Origin of the sequence: Sphingopyxis sp. MG (assembly GCF_002953155.1) — a bacterium.
Lineage (GTDB): Bacteria > Pseudomonadota > Alphaproteobacteria > Sphingomonadales > Sphingomonadaceae > Sphingopyxis > Sphingopyxis granuli.
This window is the reverse complement of record NZ_CP026381.1, coordinates 3,775,489-3,797,065: the sequence shown is the minus strand read 5'-3', so window position 1 is coordinate 3,797,065 and position 21,577 is coordinate 3,775,489. Positions and strand designations below refer to the sequence as shown.

General features: G+C 58.0%; 21 protein-coding genes. 14 read left to right on the top strand and 7 right to left on the bottom strand.

All coding sequences use genetic code 11. The features are described from left to right. Position 1: 1 nt before the first annotated feature. From C3E99_RS17430 to C3E99_RS17415, 4 genes are read right to left on the bottom strand one after another with little or no spacing between them, the layout of a single operon-like run. Positions 2-997 carry a glycosyltransferase family 2 protein gene (locus C3E99_RS17430; RefSeq protein WP_104960169.1) on the bottom strand — a complete coding sequence of 332 codons (996 nt, stop codon included), beginning with the start codon at positions 995-997 and terminating at the stop codon, positions 2-4. Next, complete coding sequence (locus C3E99_RS17425; RefSeq protein ID WP_158682353.1) at positions 990-2,018, bottom strand: glycosyltransferase family 2 protein; 1,029 nt, start codon at positions 2,016-2,018, stop codon at positions 990-992. The genes C3E99_RS17430 and C3E99_RS17425 overlap by 8 nt, the downstream gene beginning before the upstream one ends. Then, positions 2,011-3,207 (bottom strand): glycosyltransferase family 2 protein, encoded by a 1,197-nt coding sequence (locus C3E99_RS17420; protein WP_104960167.1) that lies wholly within the window; start codon positions 3,205-3,207, stop codon positions 2,011-2,013. Before C3E99_RS17420 ends, C3E99_RS17425 begins: the two co-directional genes overlap by 8 nt. Position 3,208: 1 nt before the next feature. Then, positions 3,209-4,411: a glycosyltransferase family 4 protein gene (locus C3E99_RS17415; RefSeq protein ID WP_199775030.1), complete on the bottom strand. Its 1,203-nt coding sequence runs from the start codon at positions 4,409-4,411 to the stop codon at positions 3,209-3,211. Positions 4,412-4,531: 120 nt separating this feature from the next. Between C3E99_RS17415 and epsI the strand changes: the two genes are divergently transcribed. The 6 genes from epsI to xrtV all read left to right on the top strand — a co-directional run bounded on the left by epsI (position 4,532) and on the right by xrtV (position 12,485). Beyond that, positions 4,532-5,281 (top strand): exosortase-associated protein EpsI, V-type, encoded by a 750-nt coding sequence (gene epsI / locus C3E99_RS17410; protein ID WP_158682352.1) that lies wholly within the window; start codon positions 4,532-4,534, stop codon positions 5,279-5,281. A 58-nt stretch (positions 5,282-5,339) separates the two neighbouring features. Then, on the top strand, positions 5,340-7,064 hold the full coding sequence (locus C3E99_RS17405; RefSeq protein WP_234002526.1) for a hypothetical protein: 1,725 nt from the start codon (positions 5,340-5,342) through the stop codon (positions 7,062-7,064). 54 nt (positions 7,065-7,118) lie between these two features. Then, entirely contained in the window at positions 7,119-8,477 is a 1,359-nt protein-coding gene (locus C3E99_RS17400) for a hypothetical protein (protein ID WP_104960164.1), read from the top strand. Positions 8,478-8,729: 252 nt separating this feature from the next. Continuing rightward, the gene (locus C3E99_RS17395; protein ID WP_104960163.1) at positions 8,730-10,091 is read left to right on the top strand and encodes an oligosaccharide flippase family protein; all 1,362 of its coding nucleotides are present in this window, start codon (positions 8,730-8,732) and stop codon (positions 10,089-10,091) included. 118 nt (positions 10,092-10,209) lie between these two features. Next, positions 10,210-11,256, top strand: a complete 1,047-nt coding sequence (locus C3E99_RS17390; RefSeq protein ID WP_158682351.1) for a glycosyltransferase 61 family protein — start codon at positions 10,210-10,212, stop codon at positions 11,254-11,256. 365 nt (positions 11,257-11,621) lie between these two features. Then, entirely contained in the window at positions 11,622-12,485 is an 864-nt protein-coding gene (xrtV, locus tag C3E99_RS17385; RefSeq protein WP_158682350.1) for an exosortase V, read from the top strand. On the opposite strand, the gene C3E99_RS17380 is transcribed toward xrtV, so the two are convergent. Then, positions 12,482-12,736: an XrtV sorting system accessory protein gene (locus C3E99_RS17380; protein WP_104960160.1), complete on the bottom strand. Its 255-nt coding sequence runs from the start codon at positions 12,734-12,736 to the stop codon at positions 12,482-12,484. The genes xrtV and C3E99_RS17380 overlap by 4 nt on opposite strands. Positions 12,737-12,870: 134 nt before the next feature. Here C3E99_RS17380 and C3E99_RS17375 point away from each other — a divergent pair, with 134 nt between their 5' ends. From C3E99_RS17375 to C3E99_RS17360, 4 genes are all read left to right on the top strand, one after another. After that, positions 12,871-13,683 carry an EpsD family peptidyl-prolyl cis-trans isomerase gene (locus tag C3E99_RS17375; protein ID WP_158682349.1) on the top strand — a complete coding sequence of 271 codons (813 nt, stop codon included), beginning with the start codon at positions 12,871-12,873 and terminating at the stop codon, positions 13,681-13,683. Positions 13,684-13,823: 140 nt separating this feature from the next. Beyond that, positions 13,824-14,522: a PEP-CTERM sorting domain-containing protein gene (locus tag C3E99_RS20170; RefSeq protein ID WP_104960158.1), complete on the top strand. Its 699-nt coding sequence runs from the start codon at positions 13,824-13,826 to the stop codon at positions 14,520-14,522. 11 nt (positions 14,523-14,533) lie between these two features. Beyond that, positions 14,534-15,406: a hypothetical protein gene (locus C3E99_RS17365; RefSeq protein ID WP_104960157.1), complete on the top strand. Its 873-nt coding sequence runs from the start codon at positions 14,534-14,536 to the stop codon at positions 15,404-15,406. 132 nt (positions 15,407-15,538) lie between these two features. Beyond that, on the top strand, positions 15,539-16,039 hold the full coding sequence (locus C3E99_RS17360) for a retropepsin-like aspartic protease family protein (RefSeq protein ID WP_104960156.1): 501 nt from the start codon (positions 15,539-15,541) through the stop codon (positions 16,037-16,039). Positions 16,040-16,065: 26 nt separating this feature from the next. On the opposite strand, the gene C3E99_RS17355 is transcribed toward C3E99_RS17360, so the two are convergent. Then, positions 16,066-16,713, bottom strand: coding sequence for a helix-turn-helix domain-containing protein (locus C3E99_RS17355; protein WP_104960155.1), 648 nt, complete (start codon positions 16,711-16,713; stop codon positions 16,066-16,068). A 133-nt stretch (positions 16,714-16,846) separates the two neighbouring features. Further along, positions 16,847-17,722, bottom strand: coding sequence for a UTP--glucose-1-phosphate uridylyltransferase GalU (galU, locus tag C3E99_RS17350; RefSeq protein ID WP_199775029.1), 876 nt, complete (start codon positions 17,720-17,722; stop codon positions 16,847-16,849). A gap of 342 nt (positions 17,723-18,064) precedes the next feature. Between galU and rfbA the strand changes: the two genes are divergently transcribed. The 4 genes from rfbA to rfbB are packed head-to-tail and all read left to right on the top strand — an operon-like array spanning position 18,065 to position 21,402. Further along, on the top strand, positions 18,065-18,946 hold the full coding sequence (gene rfbA / locus C3E99_RS17345; RefSeq protein ID WP_104960154.1) for a glucose-1-phosphate thymidylyltransferase RfbA: 882 nt from the start codon (positions 18,065-18,067) through the stop codon (positions 18,944-18,946). Beyond that, the gene (gene rfbC / locus C3E99_RS17340; protein ID WP_104960153.1) at positions 18,946-19,491 is read left to right on the top strand and encodes a dTDP-4-dehydrorhamnose 3,5-epimerase; all 546 of its coding nucleotides are present in this window, start codon (positions 18,946-18,948) and stop codon (positions 19,489-19,491) included. Before rfbA ends, rfbC begins: the two co-directional genes overlap by 1 nt. Continuing rightward, positions 19,488-20,345, top strand: a complete 858-nt coding sequence (rfbD, locus tag C3E99_RS17335) for a dTDP-4-dehydrorhamnose reductase (RefSeq protein ID WP_104960152.1) — start codon at positions 19,488-19,490, stop codon at positions 20,343-20,345. The genes rfbC and rfbD overlap by 4 nt, the downstream gene beginning before the upstream one ends. Next, positions 20,338-21,402, top strand: a complete 1,065-nt coding sequence (gene rfbB, locus C3E99_RS17330) for a dTDP-glucose 4,6-dehydratase (protein WP_104960151.1) — start codon at positions 20,338-20,340, stop codon at positions 21,400-21,402. The genes rfbD and rfbB overlap by 8 nt, the downstream gene beginning before the upstream one ends. Positions 21,403-21,577: the final 175 nt, after the last annotated feature.

Below are 21,577 nucleotides of genomic sequence, written 5' to 3'. Positions count from 1 at the left end.
TTCATTTATACTCAATGAGTTCGGCTTTCCTCCGCGTCACTGCGACACCCAGAAACTTCAACGCGCCATATGCTTCGGCAAATTTGCCGATAACGGTCAACGCCGCCATCCGGAGCGGGTAGGGAAAGCGACGCCGCTCTCGCAGCCAAATGCGAAGAAACTGGGTCAGATAGGCCAGCAGCGGGAGCGCAGCCCATGCCAAAGACCAACCGACGAGGGCGGAGATCACCAGCAGGCCGACAATCATGGCGGGCAAAACGATACCCCAAAAGGCAAATCGCACCGCCTGACGCTTCCAGCTTGGCAAACTCCCGGAACGATTACGCCAGACATGTTCGGCATATGCGAACCCGGCCCGCACCGTCCGGCGCCACCACTGCGAAAAATGCAGAATGTTGGCATCATGATCCCCCATCTCCGCGTCGATGCGAATGATGGACCAGCCCGCACGACGCAGCCGAAGACAGAGATCTGGCTCCTCGCCAGCGATCAGCGACTCGTTAAAGCCTCCTGCCGCAGTTAGCGTCGCAGCACGGTGCAAGGCGATCCCACCGCAGCTTTCCGCTGCCCCGATCGGCACATTCCATTCGTCGTCGCAGATCCGATTGTACAAGCTATGATAGGGATAACGCTCGCGGAGCCGCCCGAATATTGTCGATACCTTGCTGCTCGCTCGCAACGTCGCGGCCCCGGTATCGAGCCAGCCCGGCGCCATTGTACAGTCACCGTCAATCGTCTGAATATATTCGATGCCGGCATGGCGCGCCATAAGGTGACGGATGCCGGCATTGCGCGCGCGCGCTGCCGTGAACGGTCGGTCGCTCGTCAAAGCAATGGTGTCGATACCCCGACCAGCCGCATATTCCAGGCTTCCGTCCTGCGACCCTGAGTCCACATAGACCAGCGCGGCTACGCCGTGGAGGCTGGCAAGACAGGCTTTGAGCCTTTCCCCCTCATTCCGTCCGATAACGACGACACCGAGCTTGGGATCAGCCATGCCCATCCCGGCTCCAGCTGGGAAGATTCCCGAATGCGCCCCCAATCGAAGGCGCCGATCGCTGGGCCTCGTCGCTTCTTATCCAGAATCCTGCCTTGCTCATTCCATCAAGTTCCTTCGGAACCGCGCGCGACCGTGATGCCGACGATAGAAGAAGGCGAGGAAGCCCAATCAGAGCGTAACCGAAAAGCCAGGCGAGATTGGCACAGAGTCCGTAAGTTCGACCTCGTGCAAGAGTGAAATAGCGCTTTCGTGAACGGTACCAATACGCAGGCCGGGCGCGCGGCCGAAGCGATTCCTCAATCCCTGTCGAAGCCCCGCCAATATGCTTTACCCGGCTGGCGGGCTCGCTCCAGACGCACCATCCCGCCTGCCGCAAGCGCTGCATAAGTTCGACTTCTTCAAAGTAGAGGAAGAATCCGTCGTCGAACAGTCCGGTCTGCCGCAGCGCATCGCGGCGCAGCATGACGCTCGCTCCCGTGACCCAATCGACGGGACCGGCTTGCGCAATCTCGATGGTGGATGGCCGCAACGCCAGCAAACGTCGCAAAGCGCTCGTTTGAGCGCCGCGGACAAACTCGTTACGTACGGATGGAAACCGGAAGGCTGAAGCCGACTTGGAGCCATCAACTTCGAGCAGCTGGCTGCCAACCGCGGCAACGTCAGAATGATCATCTAGAACTTGCGCCAAGGCGGAAATCGCCCCCGGCTCGATCTCGGCATCGGGATTGAGGAGATAGATATAGGGAGGGAGCTGATCCCCCCGGTGCAACATCGCCTGGTTATTGGCCCAGCCAAAACCCCCGTTGAAATCGAGAGCGAGAAGCTCGGTCCAATCACCGATATCCGAGGCCTCCAGAAACGCCCGGAGCTGCGGAACCGAGCCATCGCCTGAACAACCATCGACGAGGATGGCCGACAAATCGGCACCTGCGGCGCGCTCCCGCGCCACCGCTTCGAGACATTTTTCAGTCAGCGATGCCGTGCGGTAATTGACGATGACGACCAGTATTTCAGTCACCAGGCATTGTCTCCGTGCCGTCGCCTCGCCGCGCGGTTCGTGTCCAGCCAACATCACGACCTCTGGCAAACCCCAAATAGACGGGAAGCTTCCAGAATAGGTACAGGGGCAGCCGGAGCAATGCGCCAAGGCTGAGCCATGCGCGCCCTTCAATCATCCAATTGACGAGTACAAGGCTCAGCGCCGCAGCAATCGTCGCCGCCAGAGCGGCAAAGGCGAACCAATATCCCGTGAGCAGACCGATGGCTCCTAGCAGCAGCAGAATTGCAATGGACGCGAGCAGCAGCAATGCCAAAGGCGGGACCAGCAAATGGAGACCGAGCTGAAACAATTTTCGATTGGGCTGGGTAAGTCCCTCGAAAATCGCTCGCAAACCATGAGATTTAGCGGTCGAGAGAAACCCGTGCTCCCAACGGGACCGCTGTTCCAAGGTTGCAGCTTCACTTGCCGCCGCGCTCACGACCGTTGCCTCTTCGAGATAGACCGGCGCGTCTTTGATCTGCGTGAAATACAAACCAAGCGCGAGATCTTCGACGATATTCGCTGTCGCCAAAGGCGCCTGTTCGAACTTGAGCCAGGGAAAAGCCATCCCCGTACCCGTCAGCACGGCGGCTCCCCCAAGCCGCGAAGCACCGCGCTGGCGCACGACATTTTTGAACCAGAATGCGAAGTTCGAAATCTGCACCTTTGCCGATGCATCGCAGTCGGGGCTCAGGATATAGCGCGCCTGAACGACCGACTGGGTGCCGACACAATATTTGGCCAGCGCGGCGATCGACACGGTATCGGTCTCGCAATCAGCGTCAAAAACGATGACACAATCGGGAGGCGAAGATCGCAAGTGTTCGCGACCGAATGCGAGCGCGTAGCCCTTACCGCGCTTATCCGGATCGAGCCGCTCAATCACTGGCTGTCCGGCTTGCCGCACCAACCGAGCAGTCTCGTCGGAACAATTGTCGGCCACGACGAGAAGTCGGATGTCGTTCGATAACAAAGGTCGGAGCCGCTCAAGCGTATCCAAGATGATCGAAGCCTCGTTGTGCGCCGGTATCAGAATGCACGTCGATGGAAGTGGCCCGGACACAGCAACGGGCTTCAGGCGTAGCGTACCGAGCAGCGCCTCCGCCGTGAAAATCAAAAGAACAAAGATCGGCGGCACCGCCAGCAGCCAGACGGCCCAGATTAGCATATCAATTGCATCCGCCGGATGAGCGATGAAAAAGCATGTTCAACTGACGTCCATTCTGCAGGGCATCGTGCTGCGCGGCGACGCGCGCGCGCCCAGTTCGCCCCATTTCAGCGAGCTGGTCGATCGGAGCCTCGATCGCAGCCTTCATCGCGTCAACCAGCGCGTCAATCGACCCCGCGGGGATGAGCCAGCCGCAGCTCGCATCGACCAGCTCTGGCGTGCCTGCAATTGCGGTCACGACAACGGGGCGTTCGAGCGCCAGCGCTTCCATGATGACTACCGGGAGACCTTCGGCGAAACTCGGGAGGACCATGGCGCGCGCTTCGCGAAGATGCGCTATCACGACGTCCGAACTTGCCCAGCCCACCAAATGCACAAACGCTTGCAACTGGTAGCGCTCGATCATTGCCTCAATGTCCGGTCGCATTTCGCCATCGCCGACGATCGACAGCCGGAATTGCTTGCCTTGATTTTTGAGCTTCGACGCAGCCTCGATCAGCAACGGGATGCCCTTCTGTCCGCTGAGGCGCGCTACGGCGCAGAGCTGCGGAGCCGCGGGCGGCGCAGCAGCATTCAAACCGTCCAAGAAGCTGCCGTCGACACCGCAGCGGACCACTTCGATCTTGTGCCAATCGGCAAAGCGGCTCCAGCGCATCAACTGACTGCGTCCATAGCTGCTAATCGCGATGCTAAATGCCGAATCGGCAATTTTGCCGCGCAGGTCGAGCGCGACTGGCGCATCGAATTCGTCCGGACCATGTACGGTGAAACTGAACGGGATGCCCGATAATTTGCTGGCGAGGCGGGCCACCATGGCGGGGTTTGTGCCAAAATGAGCGTGCAGATGCTCGACGCGATTTACGCGCAATCGGCGCGAAAGCGCACTTGCTTCGGCAAGATAAGCCGCTCGCCGAATTAAGGGACCGGGCTTCCATTCGACCCCCGAAAAAGCGGTTCGCATCGCGGCAAAGAAGCGCGCCGGGGAAAGGATCATGGCCCGCAACATGTCGAATAGCAGGCGAAACACGCCAAGTTGCAGCAGCACGAGCGTCTTCGGAACTTCTGCCCGGTCGCGCTCATCGGGCAACTCTGCGAGCTGCGCAGGTCGGATAGAAAAACGATAGACGTCGGTCCCTTCGGCCTCAACGGCCTCGATTTCCCGGCGTATGAAGCTATGGCTGGCGGCCGGATAGCGATTGATCAAATAGGCAACTCGCACCGTTCAGCCTTCAAATGATTCTTCCAAAGTGCGACTAGGGCGTCCGGCCACCTTTGCAAGAATAGCCTGTTTTTGTTAATGATCTTTTTCGTTGGCGAAGTCGGAATGCGCCGCCTAAGCGTGGAAGCCAACCAGGTATTGAATATGACAACCAACGAACAATCTGCGCCAGGCGAAGACCGTCAGCTTCGGGCCACAATCGATCGGCGCAGCGTCGTCGTCGGCCTTGGCCTCGCTGCGGGAGCAGCATTTTCGTACTTCAACACGCCGCGCGCGTTGGCGTCCCCCATTGCCGAGGCACGCTTTCAAGGCCTCATACCATCCAAGGTCGGTGGCTGGACCTCGCGCAAAAGCGCCGAGCTGGTCGTGCCGGCAGAGGATGAAGGTCAGGACAAGCTCTACGAAAATCTCGAGACGCGGATTTACGAAGGTAACAATCTTCCGGCGATGATGTTCCTTATCGCCTATAGCAGCGTGCAAAGGAACGACGTGCAGGTGCACCGTCCGGAGGTGTGTTACCCCGCTGCGGGATTTCCGATCGTTTGGACGAAGCCGGCAACAATCGATGCTGGCAACCGCAAGCTGTTCGGGCGCGAACTCCTGGCGGACCGCGGCGGTCTCAATGAGCGGATTATCTACTGGGTGCGGGTCGGCGACGAGTTTCCGATCGGGTGGGCCGATCAGCGCCTGACCATGGCACTATCGAACGCTCGAGGCGTGACTCCCGACGGGGTGCTGTTCAGGGTATCGACGATCGAGGAAGATCCTGAGCGCGCGGCAAGCGCCCTCAGGATGTTTATCAAGGCGTTCATCGCGACATCCAGTCCGTCATTCCGCGAGACCGTCCTCTTCTGATCAATGGGGTCGGGTCGACTTCGGCTCTTCCGGATGGTCGTGTTCAAAGGTCATGATGATGAGGCTAGATCGCCGTTCGCTTCTCATAGGATCCGCTTCGGGCGCGGGCATTGCGGCACTTAGCCTCGCCGGTCTGTGGACCGGCGGTTTCACGAGCAGCGCGGTCGAACCGCTCCCGCGGGATGAAAGTTTCCCCAAACTGCCGATCGGAATGAATTTGGCCGGGATCGCCGATTGGGAACCCGGATTTCCGTTCAAGAATCTGTTCCTCGGCGCGCGGCCTTGGCTGACACGGAACCTAAGCGGTAGCGGCGCACACGACACCAAGACCCAATCCGCGTTTCAATATGACGACGATGGCTATCCGCTACAGGTCCCGGTTACCGCTACCGGCGCAGCAGAGCCGCAGACGGTCTTTACTTATGTCCCCAACGTAAGAAGGCCCGGTCGCTATGTCTTGCTTTACGACGGGGAGGGCGAGATCGATGGCCTTGCAGCCACCAAAGTGATTTCGCGCAAGCCCGGTCGGCTGATGCTGCAAATGGCCCACAACAGCAAACTTTATGAAGCGGTGGTCATCAAGCGCTCGAAGTTGGGGAACCATGTTCGCAACATCCGACTGGTGGCAGCGGAACATGAAAGCAACAACCTCGCCGAGGACCCCTTTCTGCCCGAGTTCATGGATTTTTGTCGCCCGTTTCATTGTTTGCGGTTCATGGACTGGGCCGGGACGAACAATTCGACGGAGGAACATTGGAAGGATCGGAAGCGCCTCAGCTTTTACACGATGGTCGCAGTTGCAGGCGATCCGGAGGCTATCTGGGGTCCGGCGCCGACCTCTTTTCAGCTCCAATTCTCTGGTGGCGTGGCAATCGAGCTGATGATTCAGCTATGCAATATGCTCAAGATCGACCCTTGGTTCTGCATTCCGCATCGCGCGACCGATGATTATATCGCGCAATTTGCGCGGCTCGTCCGCGAAAAGCTCGACCCAAGCCTGAAGGTCTATCTGGAATATTCCAACGAGCTCTGGAACTGGGGATTTCACCAAGCAGGCTGGATGCTGCGTTCTCCGCTTGCTGGCGCACTGGTAGAAGCAAAGGGTGGCAAAGCTTGGAAGGACAGCGAAAAAACCAAAGGCGAGGGCCACCCCGAACGCATCGGCGCACTGTTCCGTCGCAACTTTTCAATTTGGGAGCGTGAATGGGCCGACGAGCCCCGACAGAGGTTGATCCGCGTCTGCGCGGTGCAGGCGGCATGGTTCGACGCGTCTAGGCGAACAATCCAATGGTGCCTCGACAATGGAGGAGTCGATGCCATTTCTCCAGCGGCTTATGTTGGCCCTGATGATGCGACCTACCAGAAGTGGTCTGATCTCGGCGCGACTCTAACCGCAGAGATGGTTATCGATGACGTAAACGCCGTCCTCCAAACCCAACGCATGGGCGCAGGGCTTGCCCAGACCGTGGCGTTTGGGAAACAGCACGGTCTGGCCTATGTCGCTTACGAAGCAGGCCAACATATTCAAGCGAAGGGGCAAGCCGAATTGCCCTATAGTCCGGCGCTCGCGGCCGCGCAGACGCATCCACGGATGTACGACCTTTATGTCGAGCTGCTGCGGTTTAATCGCGACCTTGATTGCAAGCTTTTTGCACATTTCAGCAGTATTGGGCGGCAAGGCACGCGTTGGGGCAGCTGGGGCGCTAAGGCCAGTTATAATACGCCCGACACCGACAGCCCAAAGATGCGAGCATTGCTTGATTGCAATGTAGTGCGCGCGTAACTCCAGATCCGCTGACGAAGGGGCACAGCGATTCCAAACTTATTTGCCTACGCGATGCTGGCCTTCTGGCCGGTGGTGACGATGATATTGTTCATTCTGCTGCCCGCACATCGCGCGCTAATTTGGTCGATCTTGGGCGCCTATCTGGTCTTGCCAGTCGGCACGTCGTTCGAAATTCCGATGGTGCCGTCGCTGGACAAGACGGTGGTCTCCAACCTGTCGATCCTGCTCTGCTGTTTCCTTTTCGTTCGCGAAAAGTGGCTGGGCGCGTTGCAAGACTCTGCCGTGGTCGCGTTGGCCGCAATTTTCATCCTGTCGCCCTTTTTCACCGCCTATTTCAATCCCGAGCCGCTCATTTATGCCGACCGCTTTATCCCCGGGATGACGATGTACGACGCGCTGGCGCAGGCCGCGGTCAATGCCATCACCCTGATCCCCTTTGTCGCGGCCTATGGCCTGATCAACAACGACGAGCGGCGGTGGCAGGTGATCATCATCCTCATCACCGCCGCGCTGGCCTATTCGGTGCTGATGCTGATCGAGGTGCGATTGAGCCCGCAGCTGCACCGCATGGTTTATGGCTTTTTCCCGCATAGCTTTGGCCAGCAGATGCGCGCGGGCGGATTTCGCCCTGTAGTGTTCCTGGGCCATGGGTTGTTAGTCGCGATCTTTTGCGCGATGGCGGCGGCTGCAGCGGTCGCGCGATGGCGAGAGGCAAGGGGACGGCAGAGAACGCGCGCGAGCCTTATCGCGCTCTATTTCGGGGTTCTGCTAGTGCTGTGCAAATCGGTCGGCGCGACGATATTAGCGGCGGTTTTCGTCCCCCTTGTCGCGTTTCTGCGCGCCAGACAGGTTGCAATGATTGCCGCCGCCGCGTGCATCATGATGTTGCTTTACCCCGCCATTCGCAGCGCCGGACTCGTGCCCACTGTCACGATATCGGAGCTGACAGGCTCCTTCAGTGCCGACCGGCAAGGATCACTTGGGGTCCGCTTGATTAACGAAGACCAGTTGCTGCAGCGAGCCGCAGCAAAGCCGATCTTTGGTTGGGGCAGCTGGGGCCGAAATCGCATCTATTCGCCAGAGGATGGTAAGGATTTAAGTACCACCGATGGCGCTTGGATCATTGCATTGGGAACTTGGGGCTGGGTTGGCTATCTTTCAATGTTCGGCCTATTATGTTTAGGCTGCGTTCGACTTCTAAGGCACCGAAAGAATCCGGAAATTATTTCATTTGTGTCTGCTGCACTGTGGATTCTTTTGACGATGAACCTATTAGATAGCATTCCGAATTCGTCTGTGAGACCAATTACATGGTTGTTCGCCGGTGCCTGTTTAGCGGGCGGAAGGCCACCTTACAAACGTGCGGTGGTTCCGATCGGCAAATTTGCACAGAGACCATCGCAGATTTAGCCTCTGATGCCAGCATCTATTGCTCCTTTGGCAAACTGTTGAACAAAGCCACCGCGCCCATATTGTGACTCGCTCGGGCGGGTCGGTCGTCAATACCGCGTCAACTGCATCTATCGGGAGCTTTTCGGGGCTAGCAAGCGATCGAAATCTGGACGGTCAAACTGTTTCGAGTGCCGCTCCTTTGGGCTTTCGACCAACGTCCGATCTCTGCTAGGGCGACCGGACGAGGGACCGGACAGTTAGGGAACCGGCTTGCAATTTTCTTTGAAGGAATTCCTGAAAGGCGATGGAACGCGCGCGCGCGCGCTGCGGAGTTCGGCGATACTTGTTTTCGGCTTCGGCAGTTCGAACGTGCTGCGCCTCGCCTCCAATCTCGTTCTAGCGCGCTTGCTGTTCCCTGAGGCGTTTGGTCTGATGTCGCTGGTCTATGTCTTCCTGACCGGCCTTGGGATGTTCTCCGACCTTGGCCTTAATCTTTCAATCATCCAGAACAAGCGCGGCGCGGAACCCGAATTCCTAAATACAGCATGGACACTGCAGATCATCCGCGGCGTGATTCTCTGGCTGTGCGCTTGCGCGCTCGCCTATCCGGCGACGCTTATCTACAACGAGCCTCAACTGGCCCAGTTGCTGCCTGTTGTCGGCCTGTCCGCCATCATCCAAAGCTTCACGACGACGAAAGTGGCGCTTGCCAACCGCAATCTGCAAATCGGGTGGCAGGTCTTCACGGACCTAGGTAGCCAGATCGTGACCCTTGCGCTAACGGCCGTGCTTGCGTGGCTTACCGGAAGCGTTTGGTCGCTTGTGGCCGGTGCACTTTTCGGCATCTTGCTCAAGGTCGCGGCGCAGCATGTCATGTTAAAAGGGCCGCCGAACCGCTGGCATTGGGATGCTGCGCTGGCTTGGGAGATGATCAATTTCGGAAAATTCATCTTTCTCGGCTCCATCGCCGGGTTCACGCTGACCCAGAGCGATCGCGCCATCCTGGGCGCCTATATTTCGCTAACCGATCTCGGCATTTTCATGGTGGGATTTATGTTCGCGACCGTTCCGGTCGAGCTTGCCCGAGCGGCGGGGTCCCAAATCGTTTTTCCGCTGTTCAGCAAGTTTCCGCCTCTGCAAAGCGACGATAACCGGGGTAAAGTGTTGAAGGCCCGCCGTCTGATCCTGCTCGCAACCGCGTCACTCAGCGCGTTGTTGTCGCTGGTTTCGGTACCGATGGTCGAGCTGTTGTACGATGATCGCTATCACAAGGCGGGCCCGATCATCGCGCTTCTTGGATTCACGGTAACAGCTCAGATCGCGACGTCGAACTATGACGGATCCTATCTCGCGACAGGAAATTCGAGACAGCACTTCAATCTGGTCGCGATTCAGGCGGTCATGCAAGTGATAATTTCATTTGTCATGATCGCGAAACTGGGCGTGTTAGGAGCTTGTCTTGCTGCTGGAATTACTGCAGTTATTTCTTACCCCTTTCGGGTGCGCGTAGTTCGACGTTTCAAATCTTTGGATCTAAAGACTGACTTGATGGTGCTTTTTATTGGTTGGGCAGGCGTTATGTTGGCTATGGATATTTGGCACGACGCATTTAGCGCGATTGATTTTTGGTGACATAATTTAGTGATACGCTGTTTCTCAAAAGTGAGTTTGAATGATTATGTATGCTCCAAGCCGCGGCGCCGACGAACGTAAGCAGCGATCTGTCCAACGCTACGGCTTGGGTATAAAGATGACGACCGACCTCTTGCTGCTTGCATCTCGCGCTCGTCGTCGGCTGGGATGGCGGGATTCTATAAGCTCGTCGTCGGTATCTCATGAGGTTTTGCACCCAGAGAGCGAAAGCCGTTTTAGACCGGCTTATTGCCTTCAAGATGAACTGCAGAAGGCCAAGGGGACGCTGCACGACGTTGACCTAAGCAAAGAGTTGCTTTCCGTCGCATCGGGGAGGAGATGGACGGGCGCTACTACCCACACCCACCTTCAAAAGATATACCTTCGCGGCGACAGGTTGCTATCGCCAAAAGGGAGTAAGCTAGTGGGAAATCCACGCTGGAAACCTCGGCATGACCAAAATGTTGCAACCTACACTCGCGCCGCCCTCCGAAGCTCTTTCATCGGAAGCCACTTCTTTGGCGATTGGCTTCGAGATGATGTAGCGACCCACCTCTTAGCAGAGATTTATGGAACTCCGATTAGCGTAGAACACGCTAATTGGGTGGATACTGAATTCTACTTGAAAGTATTTCGTCAAAGCTACGATCAATTGCAATGGGCATATTTTGACGAGTTGCATATCTTCGACGACATCCATCAGAACGAACATAAAGCGGCGCGGCTCCACGTTCTCAGAGACCGAATGAGGCAATTGATTGGCACTCGCGCCGGCGCCGGCAAAATTTTTTATCTTATGCGTGGGAAAAGTGGAGAGCAGCGAACCATTGTAAATGAACCGGATTTAGTAAACTCTCTCTCAAAAGCTGGAGTAGAAATAATTTCGACTGAACAGGATTCAGCATTGACCAACCTGCAAAGCATGATTGATTGCGCAATGGTTATTGGTTTAGGCGGCAGTCAACTTTCACATGCCATCTATTCTTTAGGTTCGGGAGGCTCTGTTCTAGCAATTCTACGTCCGTCTTATTTCTACAATCCTCACTATGATTGGTCTAGTGCATTAGGGATGAAGTACGGCCTGATGTTCGCAGATGAAGTATCCGGTGGTTATCATATAAATATAGATAGATTGATGAAAACCATAGATTTGGTCTTCGAATAGATTTTTTTAAACTTTATGATTTCAAATTGTCGATGACGAGCCCTTCGAATAATACCGCGATCATTCTGAACTCAACCTCGATCTCTAATCCAGTGACCAGTCCCGCGATCTCGCTTCATTTCAATCTCGCATAGTTGCGTGCATCGGGTCGAGACAATTGAGGACGGAGCGATCAATGTCCGGAATTGGGATCCACGGTCGTGTAGTCGGACCTGACATGCCTGCTCACGCTGCTTGCACCCGCCGCGCAACCTTTGCTAGATGCAATGCCTTGGGAGAGCGTTAAATCCGTCACGGTGACGGGTCGACATTCTTGCCCGATGCAAAAGCGAAAGTCGAACTTGCACCCTTCGGGCACAAAAACCGTGAAGCGCGTTTCCTGGGCTTGGCTGCAGCATAGCTGGCCGGCCTTGCTAGGGCTTGTCGCAGTCACATTTCCTACATGGCGTTTCATTACAACCGAAAGCTGGTCGACCGAACAGGGATCGCACGGCCCGCTGGTCCTGGCGTCGGGGCTCTGGCTGTTAGTCAAAATGCTGCCCGAGACAACCTCAGTTCGTCGGCGCCCCCCCGCCTGGCGCGCCTATGGCGCCATTGTTGCAATGGCCGCCGCCCTCATCCTTTTCCGCACCGCGGCGGTGATCGAGCTGGAGGTCTATGCCCTCTACGGTCTGTTCGTTGCGGTGCTCTACAGCTACATCGGCACGCGCGCGCTCCAGATTCTGTGGTTCCCGCTATTCTACCTGCTTTTTGCAGTACCGCTGCCCGATAGCCTGGTCGCGGCGCTGACCAACCCGCTCAAAATGTGGATCAGTCAAAGCGCCGTGTCGCTGCTTTATTTTCTAGGCTATCCGATCGCCAGTGCGGGGGTAATGATCCAGATCGGCCAATATCAGCTGCTCGTGGCAGCAGCCTGCGCTGGCCTGAACTCGCTGATCACGCTGACCGCGCTTACCCTCTTCTATGTTTATCTCAGCCACCGCGCCAATTGGCGTTATATGGTGTTGCTCATCGCCACCGCGGTTCCGGTCGCGATCTTCTCGAACATGGTGCGCGTGCTCCTGCTCATCCTCATAACCTATCATAGTGGTGAAGCAGCAGCGCAGGGGTTCCTGCATAATTTTGCGGGAATGACGACCTTCGCCATTTCGCTGGCGACGATCTATCTGCTCGATCTGGCGGTGCAGAAGAGCCTCGGCTGGACGCAAAAACGTCGGGCGAAAGCCTAACCGATCTTCTCATCCGGAGCCGCAAACGGCTTCAGGAAGTGAAAGATGTAAGCCATGACTGCGACGATCACGACAACTGCCGGAACCATATAACCTTCGTTGCCGAGATAGTTGGACACGGCGCAGCCCACAGCTGGCGGCAGATAATGATAGATTTTATCGCGCGGCACTTCCTCGGACGAGCGCTGCAAGAACAGCACCGCCAATCCCACGAAGACGGCGACGGTGACCCAATCGTAGACAGTTTCCAATTCGGAATCCTCGTTGTAAAGTAGTCTTAAGGGTCGCTATGGCACCCGCTTAATTTCAGGGCAGAAAGTCGCAATTTGCGGTCTGCGATCCTTAGGGGGCGTAAGTGAATTATACCATAACTGCAAGACTGGCATTGGCCGGTGTAGCGCTGATCAGCCTTCAGGCGTGCAGCAGCGAGCCGACGGGCCAAGTTGTCGCCGTCGTCAACGGCGAAGAGATCACCCAGCAGGAACTCAACGCCGAAATCGCCGAACTCCCTGCACCGCCCGTCGGCGACAAGGAAGCGATCCGCCGCCAGATCCTGCAGCAGATCATCGATCGCCGCCTGATGGCGCAGGTCGCCAAGGAAGACGGTCTCGATCGCGACCCGATGTACATTATTCGCGAACGGCGGCTGAAGGAAGAATTGCTCGTCCAGATGTACGGGGTGAAGACCGCCGACACGGTGCGCGTTCCTGACGCTGCTTCGGTCAAGAAATATCTTGCCGAAAATCCCGGCAAATTCAGTCAGCGCACTGCCTATCTCGTTGACCAGATCAGCTTCGACTTTCCGAGCGACCAGAAAATCCTGAAGGCGCTCGAAGCCGACAAGTCGCTGGCCGATGTCGAAGAAACGCTGAAGAGCTTCAAGATCGACTATTCCAAAGGCGCCAACAGCATGGACTCGGGTAACATTCCGACGCCGGTGCTGAACCAGATTCTCGCGCTGCCCGCAGGCGAGCCGTTCATCATCCCGATGCAGGGCAAGGTGGTCGTCAGCGTCATTACCGGCCGCCAGCCCGTTCCGACCACGGAGCAGCAAGCCAGCCCGATGGCGGCGCAGACGATGCGAGCCGAAAGCATCGGCAAGGTTCTACGAACGCGGCTCGAAGAGGCCAAGGCAAAGGCCAACATCTCGTATCAAGATGGCTTGGCTCCGTTGCCGAAAAAGACAGCAGCAAAATAGCCGGATCCGGCGCAAGCCGCGCGACGACCGAAGTAAGGCTATGGCCAGCGTAGCAAGTTGTGCCACGCTGAGACAGCTAATTGGTTGATATACGGTCAACTACCGAGCATAAGCGTCGCGAGTCGAAAGAGAGGGTTGCCGTGAGTATCGAAGGGGCCGCGCCAAAAGCCCAAGCGGGCTACAGGAAGACTCGCGTCATCCTGCTGCTTGGCATAGCTCTCATCGGGTTCACCCGCCTTGAAGACCGCGCCATTATCCAGACGCCCGGCGCCGCGCCCAGTGCCATGGCTGCTATGGCAATACCGCCTTCAGACGAGACCGACGACGGGACTTATGCCGACGAGCCGGATGGCGTCGTCCGCGTTGGCAATGCGACGCGGGTTCCTCGCAATCGCATTCGCCGGGCTTTGCGCGACCGAGACTTCAACACTGTCGCCGCGCGCGGGGTCGGCCCGGGCATCGTCGCCCCGGCGGCTCCTATCGGCACCGCTCCTGCAGACGCGGCGACAGTCGCAGCCGTCACCGATGCCTTCGCACCGGCAGCTGGCCCCGCGGCGACCTTTGCGTCACTCGGCCCTGCGCTCGGCCCCACGGCCACGCCGGTATTTTCAGCTAGCCTACCTCCCCCAACCAATGGCGGTAGCACTGGCGGCGGAACCGGCGGCGGGAGCACTGGCGGCGACACGGGCAATCAGCCGGGCACAGGTCCGGTTACCGCGGTTCCTGAGCCCGCCACCTGGCTTTCCCTGATCCTCGGCCTCTTCGGCATCGGCGCTGCGCTGCGGCGCCGAAGCCGCCAGGCCACCCGGCAATTCGTGACGGCGCGCGCAAAGCTTTGAGCGCCGAGGCTATGAAATCGTCGAAGCGGTCGCCGCTTTTGAGACTCGCCGCGCAGGCTTGGCTGGCAATCGCTGGGCTCTACTTCCTTTGGGAAGCCATGAACTATCGCGGGTTCTTTGGCAGACTCGCCGAGCTGCAGATCCATTATTTCGGGGCGTATGCCCCGCTCCTGACCTTCCTGTTCCTGTTCGGTCTGGCGGCGCTTCCCGCGTGGCTGCTGCTTCGGATCCTGCGTCGCCGCGAACAGCAAGAACAGTCCCCGAGCGAAATCCTGAGTCTTCAGATCAAGCGGGGTAAAAGGCTGCGGACGATCTTGTACAGCTTTGCGGCGGCGACAACGGTTGTCGTGGCAGCCTTCATTGTCTTTGTGCTTTTCATGCTGCCCAGTCCGCAAGGCAATGTGCAGACGATCGCCGCGAGCGATGTAGGAACGATAGCGGTCAAGGAAGGCCCGGCCCGCATGGTTGGCGGCGAAATCGGTACGATCGTTTTCTTCGGCCAGGACTGGTTCATTGGCGACGATCGCATGGCCTTCGCGCCCTATCGCGCTGCCGGAAAAGACGGTCGCCTCGCGCGCGTGTTCGTGCAACTCGAAGCCAAGAGCAAAACCCAGCTCGCAAGCATCACCCAACGCCCGGCATGGTCAGGCATTCTCGTCGAGGGTGGCCTTCCCGGGACCGCGCGCGTGCTGTTCAATTCGCTCGGCGTCGGGATCAGCGATCCCTACTACACCCTCTACCGCGACGAATATTCGCTGAAGATCCGCTACTGGCTGCAAGCCATCCAATGGACGATCCTCGCGGTCTTCCTACTGATCTTCGCGCGCATGCAGACGAGGCGCGTGAAAAAGCTCGAGGAAGAGCGCGGCGAACTGGTCGCCTGACGGCGGTATCGGACTTACATTTCGCAGGCTGCCCTTTATGCCGTGCGGCTTGCGCCGTGCTCGCCAATCGTTAATCCGCCATTAGCCACGCCAAGAAACCGAAGCTGAAAATTGAACCGCTAAGTCGGCTTCATGCGGCAATATCTCTACTTCATTGCAGGCGTCATTACTGCGAGTGCCGTGGTGCCCTTTGCCATGCCGCAAGCTCAGTATGTTGCTGCGACCGCATATACCGCCAGATCTGCGAATTCGGACAGCGCCTCCCTTCAAAAAGGCAAGGGGACGCAGCGCGACGAAAATGGAATGTTTTATATTTCGGGCGGCATAGGCCCGAAATCGATCCGCTTCCTCGTCGACACCGGCGCGAGCCACGTCATTCTCAGCCATGCCGATGCGCAGAAGGCTGCAGGCGACAAAGCGGTTGGAGAAATGCGCACAGTCATGACCGCGGGCGGTCCGGTTGCAGTCGATTGGGTTGTAATCAAGGAAATTGAGTTTGAGGGGCATATCCTCAAGAATCTCAAGGCGGCCGTTCCCCACCGCGATGTCGGATTGTCGCTGCTGGGCCAGAACGCGCTCGCGCAGTTCGAAGCCGTGCACATCAATGGTGACAGGCTGACGCTCTCACGCTGAAACCTATCGGCAACCGCGGGCTCGCATCAAAGATCTACGCTGATTTTGACATTGGTAGGATTCACACCGAGCAAGTTTGCAATTTGTACCTTGCTCGAAGCAAGCACCTCGGGAAGCGATTCAGGATGCACGCCCGAGTGCGCCACAAGCTGCTGACTTGGGACGCCCAAGATCTTTGCCAGGTCCGACATGCGGTGCTGGCGTGGCTGCGAGCGATCGCTTTCCCAATTGCTGATTGCGACCGGAGTCACCCCCAATTGCGCCGCTATTTCGACCTGACTGAGACCCTGCGCCATTCTTAACCGCTGCAGCCTTGCACCGAAGGTGTCGACCAACTGCGGTTGACTATCTCCGTTGTCAGCGTCGTCCAGTCGGCGCCATACGGCCTTTTCCAGCAGGGTCGAGGCGACCGGCTCGGCGAACTGACAGCCATAAAGCCTGGCCCCGGTCCATCCGATCTGACCCTTAACAACATCATGGTCATTGAAGGCGGTTTCGATCTGTTCGCCCAGCCGAAGCGCTTGGCTGCTCTCGATCAGGACCCCGGTAGCCGACAGATTGTACAGGCGGACAGGCACCCGGCGACTGCCTTGGCGGCTTTCCGAATTATACATTTCAAGACGAACAAGTTCACCGTTCGAGGCGGGGAAATCTAGCGTGCCGGCAATTGTCATGACATTTCCCCACTGGCCGACCTACGCTTGTCTTATCCGCTGTGAAGGACACGCCGTCAACGCGTCGCAAGAATGCGCACTCTCCGCTTGATGCCGCGCCTATGCCGCGTACCCGGCGAATAATGCAGTACGCCTACTTCAGCAAATCGATCGCGAAGGCGCGCACTTCGTCGGCCATGTCGGGACGCTCGAGCGCGACCGCGAGATTGGCCTGAACATAGCCCGCCTTCGACCCGCAGTCGTACCGCGCGCCATCGAAGGTGACCGCGTGGAACGGCTGGCTGCCGATCATCGATGCCATCGCGTCGGTCAGCTGGATCTCGCCGCCCGCGCCCTTTTCCTGCCCCTCGAGCACGCGCATCACTTCGGGCTGGAGGATGTAGCGGCCAGAGATGATCAGGTTCGACGGGGCATCGGCGACCTTCGGCTTTTCGACGAGACCCCTGACCTCGGTCAGCGCCCCGTCGCGCGCGCCGGGGGCGATTACGCCGTAACTCGCCACCTGCTCGCGCGGCACTTCGAGCACCGAGATCAGATTGCCGCCGACCTTGTGATAGGCATCGACCATCTGCTTCATGCAGCCGGGCGATCCGTGCATGAACTCGTCAGGCAGGAAGATCGCAAAGGGTTCGTCGCCGACGATGTCGCGCGCGCACCAGATCGCATGGCCCAGCCCCATCGGCTCCTGCTGGCGGACATAGGCGCAATTGCCGGGGCCGAGCCGCGTCGGCGCCAGCACCGACAGATCCTTGCCACGTTCGGACATCGTCTTTTCCAGCTCGAACGCGATGTCGAAATGATCCTCGATCGCGCTTTTTCCGCGCCCGGTGACAAAGATCATCTGCTCGATCCCCGCCTCGCGCGCCTCGTCGACAGCGTACTGGATCAGCGGGCGGTCGACGACCGGCAGCATCTCCTTGGGGATCGCCTTGGTCGCAGGCAGAAAGCGGGTGCCGAGACCGGCGACGGGAAAAACGGCTTTGCGGATCGGTTTCACGAAAACATCCATTCATAGGTCAAGCGAAGGGAGAAACGGGCTGCCGACGGAATCGGCGACCATATTGGCGGCTGCGACCCATTACGCTTGCGGGGTGAGGACGTCCGTTGACAACCAATAGCATCGCAGCGGTTGGAAAAATGGAGCAGGAAACCAGGCCCGTTTAACCAGTGGCGATGCGGATGTCCGAAATCGAGAACATGCCGAAGCCATTGGTTTCATTGACGGCTCAAAACGCCTGTGCGAGTAGCAAAGCTGATGACGTCAGCGGCAATATCGCTTTGAGATATGCGATAAACGGTACAGATCAGCCCCGCAGAATCGGTGCTACTTAAAATTCGACAGGGGGCAAAAGTGCAACGAAAGGGAATTGTTCTCGCCGGCGGGTCGGGAACGCGCCTTTATCCATTGACGCGAGCTATTTCGAAGCAGCTGGCGCCCGTTTTCGACAAGCCGATGATCTATTATCCGATCGCGGTCCTCATGCTCGCAGGCATTCGCGAAATCTTGATCATCACCACACCCGAAGATCAGCCGATGTTCGAACGTCTGCTTGGCGACGGCTCGGACTGGGGGCTCGAATTCCACTATGCGGTACAGCCCGAGCCGGCGGGTCTTGCGCAGGCATTTCATATTGGCGCCGATTTCCTCGCCGGTGCACCCAGCGCGCTCATCCTGGGCGATAACATCTTCTATGGCCATGGGCTCGGCGAGATGTTGCAGGAAGCGGATAGTCGGACGAGCGGCGCGAGCGTGTTCGCGTATCAAGTTTCCAATCCGCGAGCCTATGGCGTGGTCGAGATCGACGGCCGATGCAACGCGCTCAGCATCGAAGAAAAGCCCGCGAATCCCAAATCCAACTATGCCGTTACCGGTCTTTATTTTTATGACGAGACTGTCGTCGAGCGCGCTCTGGCGCTGAAGCCCAGCGCTCGCGGCGAGCTGGAGATTACCGATCTCAACCGCTCCTACATGGACGATGGCTGTCTCTCGGTGCAGATTATGGGGCGCGGTTTTGCCTGGCTTGACACCGGCACACACGCATCGCTGCTCGATGCCGGCAATTATGTTCGCATCACTGAAGAACGCCAAGGACTGAAAATCTGTTGTCCCGAAGAAATTGCCTGGCGGTTGCGCTATATCGATGACGCCAAGCTCAAGGCGGTTGCCGAGCCTCTGCGAAAATCCGGTTATGGCGACTATCTTCTCAATCTCCTGGAAAACAGAAGCTTCTGATGCGGTTCGTCGAATGCGATATTCCGGGTCCGCTGATCATCGAGCCCAAGGTCTTCGGTGATGATCGCGGCTTTTTCCTCGAAAGCTGGAACCGCGCCGCCTTCGCAGATGCCGGACTTGATATGACATTTGTCCAGGACAATCACAGCCGCTCGTCGCGCGGCGTGCTCCGCGGCCTGCACTATCAGAACCCCAACGCACAGGGAAAGCTCGTCCGGGTTGTAAATGGCCGCGTCTTCGACGTGGCCGTCGATATTCGCCGGTCGAGCAAGACCTTCGGCCGCTGGATCGGCGTCGAACTCAGTGCAGCCAATCAGCGAATGCTATGGGTACCGCCAGGCTTTGCACACGGCTTTCTGACCCTCGAGGACCAAACCGACTTTCTGTACAAATGCACCGATTTTTATCAGCCGACCGCTGAGCACTGCGTCCGTTGGGACGATCCAACCCTCGCCATTGATTGGCCGATTGAGGGGCTACGTCCCGAACTCTCGACGAAGGACCAAGCCGGCAAGCTACTCACCGAAAGCGCACTCCCCGAATGAAAGCGCTGATCACTGGAGCGAATGGACAATTGGGTCGGGCATTAGCGGACCGCGCCCCACCAAACATCGAACTGATTCCTCTGACGTCAGCACAGCTGGATATCTCCAACCGAAGCGCGGTCGACGCGGCTTTCAGCAATTACGCTCCTTCTATCCTGATCAATGCAGCAGCCTACACCAAGGTCGATGCGGCGGAGGATATGTCGGAGCTGGCCGATCGCGTGAACCACATTGGTGTCGCCCATCTCGCTCATGCCGCGCAGCGTAGCGGCGCCCGGATGGTGCAAATCTCCACCGACTTTGTCTTCGACGGCATGGCCTCAAGTCCTTACCGCACCGATGCGCCGACCGCTCCGCTCAATGTGTACGGCACAACAAAGCTGGCCGGCGAGGCGGCAGCCGGGGGCGATGCGCTGATTATCCGGACCAGCTGGCTGTACAGCGCCTATGGCAATAATTTCGTTGCCACCATGCTGCGGCTCATGCGGGAACGCACTTCACTCGGCGTGGTCGCCGACCAGGTTGGCACGCCGACGAGCGCTCACTCGCTTGCAGACGCCATATGGAAACTAGCGGCGTCCGACATCGTGGGCGTTCTTCATTACAGCAATAGCGGCGTCGCGAGCTGGTACGATTTTGCCGTAGCCATCATGGAAGAGGCCGTTGCGATCGGCTTGCTGGAACAGGCTATCGAGATCGTGCCCATCGTGTCGAGCGCTTATCCGACCCCGGCAAAGAGGCCGCACTTTTCCGTTTTAGACAAAAGCGACACAACCGAAGCACTCGGACATGCCCCTCCGCATTGGCGGGCCAGTCTTCGTGACGTCTTGGAGGCAATCAAAAGCAATGGATAATGTGCTGATCACTGGCGGAGCGGGCTTCATAGGATCGAACTTTGTCCGCTATCTTCGCGACCATAATCCGGACAGCGGGATCGTCGTTCTCGACCTCCTGACCTACGCTGGAAATCGTGCTAGCCTCGACGGGATCAAGGACATTGAGCTCGTCGTTGGTGACATCCGCGACAACGAGCTGGTGCGCCAGCTGCTCAAAACACGGAAAATCGACACAATCGTCCACTTCGCGGCAGAAAGTCACGTCGACCGTTCCATTGAGGGGCCCGATGCTTTTATCGACACCAATATCCTCGGGACACACAGCCTTTTGAAAGCGGCGAAGGCAGAATGGCTGGATGCCGGGACGGGTCGGCCGCACCGCTTTCATAATATTTCGACGGATGAGGTCTTTGGTTCGCTCGAACCCGAGGATCCGGCGTTTAGCGAAACCACCCCTTACGCGCCGAACTCGCCCTACTCAGCTTCCAAAGCGTCAGCCGACCACCTCGTCCGAGCTTATCACCACACGTTCGGGCTCGTGACCACGACCACAAACTGCTCGAACAACTACGGACCCTATCAGTTTCCTGAAAAGCTGATTCCGTTGTTCATTATCCGCGCGCTCCACGGCCAGAAACTGCCAATTTACGGGGATGGCATGAATGTGCGCGACTGGCTCCATGTCGCAGATCACTGCCGGGCCATTCAAGCTTGCTTGCAACACGGTCTGCCCGGAGAAACCTACAATGTGGGTGGAGGCGAAGAACTGCCAAATATGAAAGTGGTTGAAGAAATTTGTGCTGCCGTCGACGGGGCATTCGCCGCCGATCCTAAATTGGCCGAGCGTTTTCCAGCCGCCCCTGCCGCCCAGGGCCGCTGCACCGCGGAACTCAAAAACTTCGTCACCGATCGCAAAGGTCATGACCGCCGCTATGCGATCGATGAGAGCAAGGCGCGATCAGAACTGCAATACGCACCAGAGCGAGATTTTTCCAAAGGCCTCCGCGAAACCGTCTCGTGGTATCTAGCCAACGAAATGTGGTGGCGGCCTCTCGTCGCGCGACCGGCGGACTAAACCCGCGCAAGATCGAGCCGCGCGTTACGAGGTTTCACGGCGACGCTGCCGCTAAGTCGCAGGTTTCACAATCTCGGTATTTGGTCAGAAAGCTGCACCGCAAATGCCCATGCGGGGTCGAAATGCGCTCGCCTTTGGGCGTGAGCACGCTTGGCTGGTAAGCGTGGTCTGAAGC

Excerpts from the sequence above, each read along its gene's own strand:
- C3E99_RS17430 (WP_104960169.1), bottom strand. The coding sequence starts at position 997 with ATGGCTGATCCCAAGCTCGGTGTCGTCGTTATCGGACGGAATGAGGGG.
- C3E99_RS17420 (WP_104960167.1), bottom strand. The coding sequence starts at position 3,207 with ATGCTAATCTGGGCCGTCTGGCTGCTGGCGGTGCCGCCGATCTTTGTT.
- epsI (WP_158682352.1), top strand. The coding sequence starts at position 4,532 with ATGCGCCGCCTAAGCGTGGAAGCCAACCAGGTATTGAATATGACAACC.
- C3E99_RS17405 (WP_234002526.1), top strand. The coding sequence starts at position 5,340 with ATGAGGCTAGATCGCCGTTCGCTTCTCATAGGATCCGCTTCGGGCGCG.
- C3E99_RS17400 (WP_104960164.1), top strand. The coding sequence starts at position 7,119 with ATGCTGGCCTTCTGGCCGGTGGTGACGATGATATTGTTCATTCTGCTG.
- C3E99_RS17390 (WP_158682351.1), top strand. The coding sequence starts at position 10,210 with ATGACGACCGACCTCTTGCTGCTTGCATCTCGCGCTCGTCGTCGGCTG.
- C3E99_RS17365 (WP_104960157.1), top strand. The coding sequence starts at position 14,534 with ATGAAATCGTCGAAGCGGTCGCCGCTTTTGAGACTCGCCGCGCAGGCT.
- C3E99_RS17360 (WP_104960156.1), top strand. The coding sequence starts at position 15,539 with ATGCGGCAATATCTCTACTTCATTGCAGGCGTCATTACTGCGAGTGCC.
- C3E99_RS17355 (WP_104960155.1), bottom strand. The coding sequence starts at position 16,713 with ATGACAATTGCCGGCACGCTAGATTTCCCCGCCTCGAACGGTGAACTT.
- galU (WP_199775029.1), bottom strand. The coding sequence starts at position 17,722 with ATGGATGTTTTCGTGAAACCGATCCGCAAAGCCGTTTTTCCCGTCGCC.
- rfbC (WP_104960153.1), top strand. The coding sequence starts at position 18,946 with ATGCGGTTCGTCGAATGCGATATTCCGGGTCCGCTGATCATCGAGCCC.
- rfbD (WP_104960152.1), top strand. The coding sequence starts at position 19,488 with ATGAAAGCGCTGATCACTGGAGCGAATGGACAATTGGGTCGGGCATTA.
- rfbB (WP_104960151.1), top strand. The coding sequence starts at position 20,338 with ATGGATAATGTGCTGATCACTGGCGGAGCGGGCTTCATAGGATCGAAC.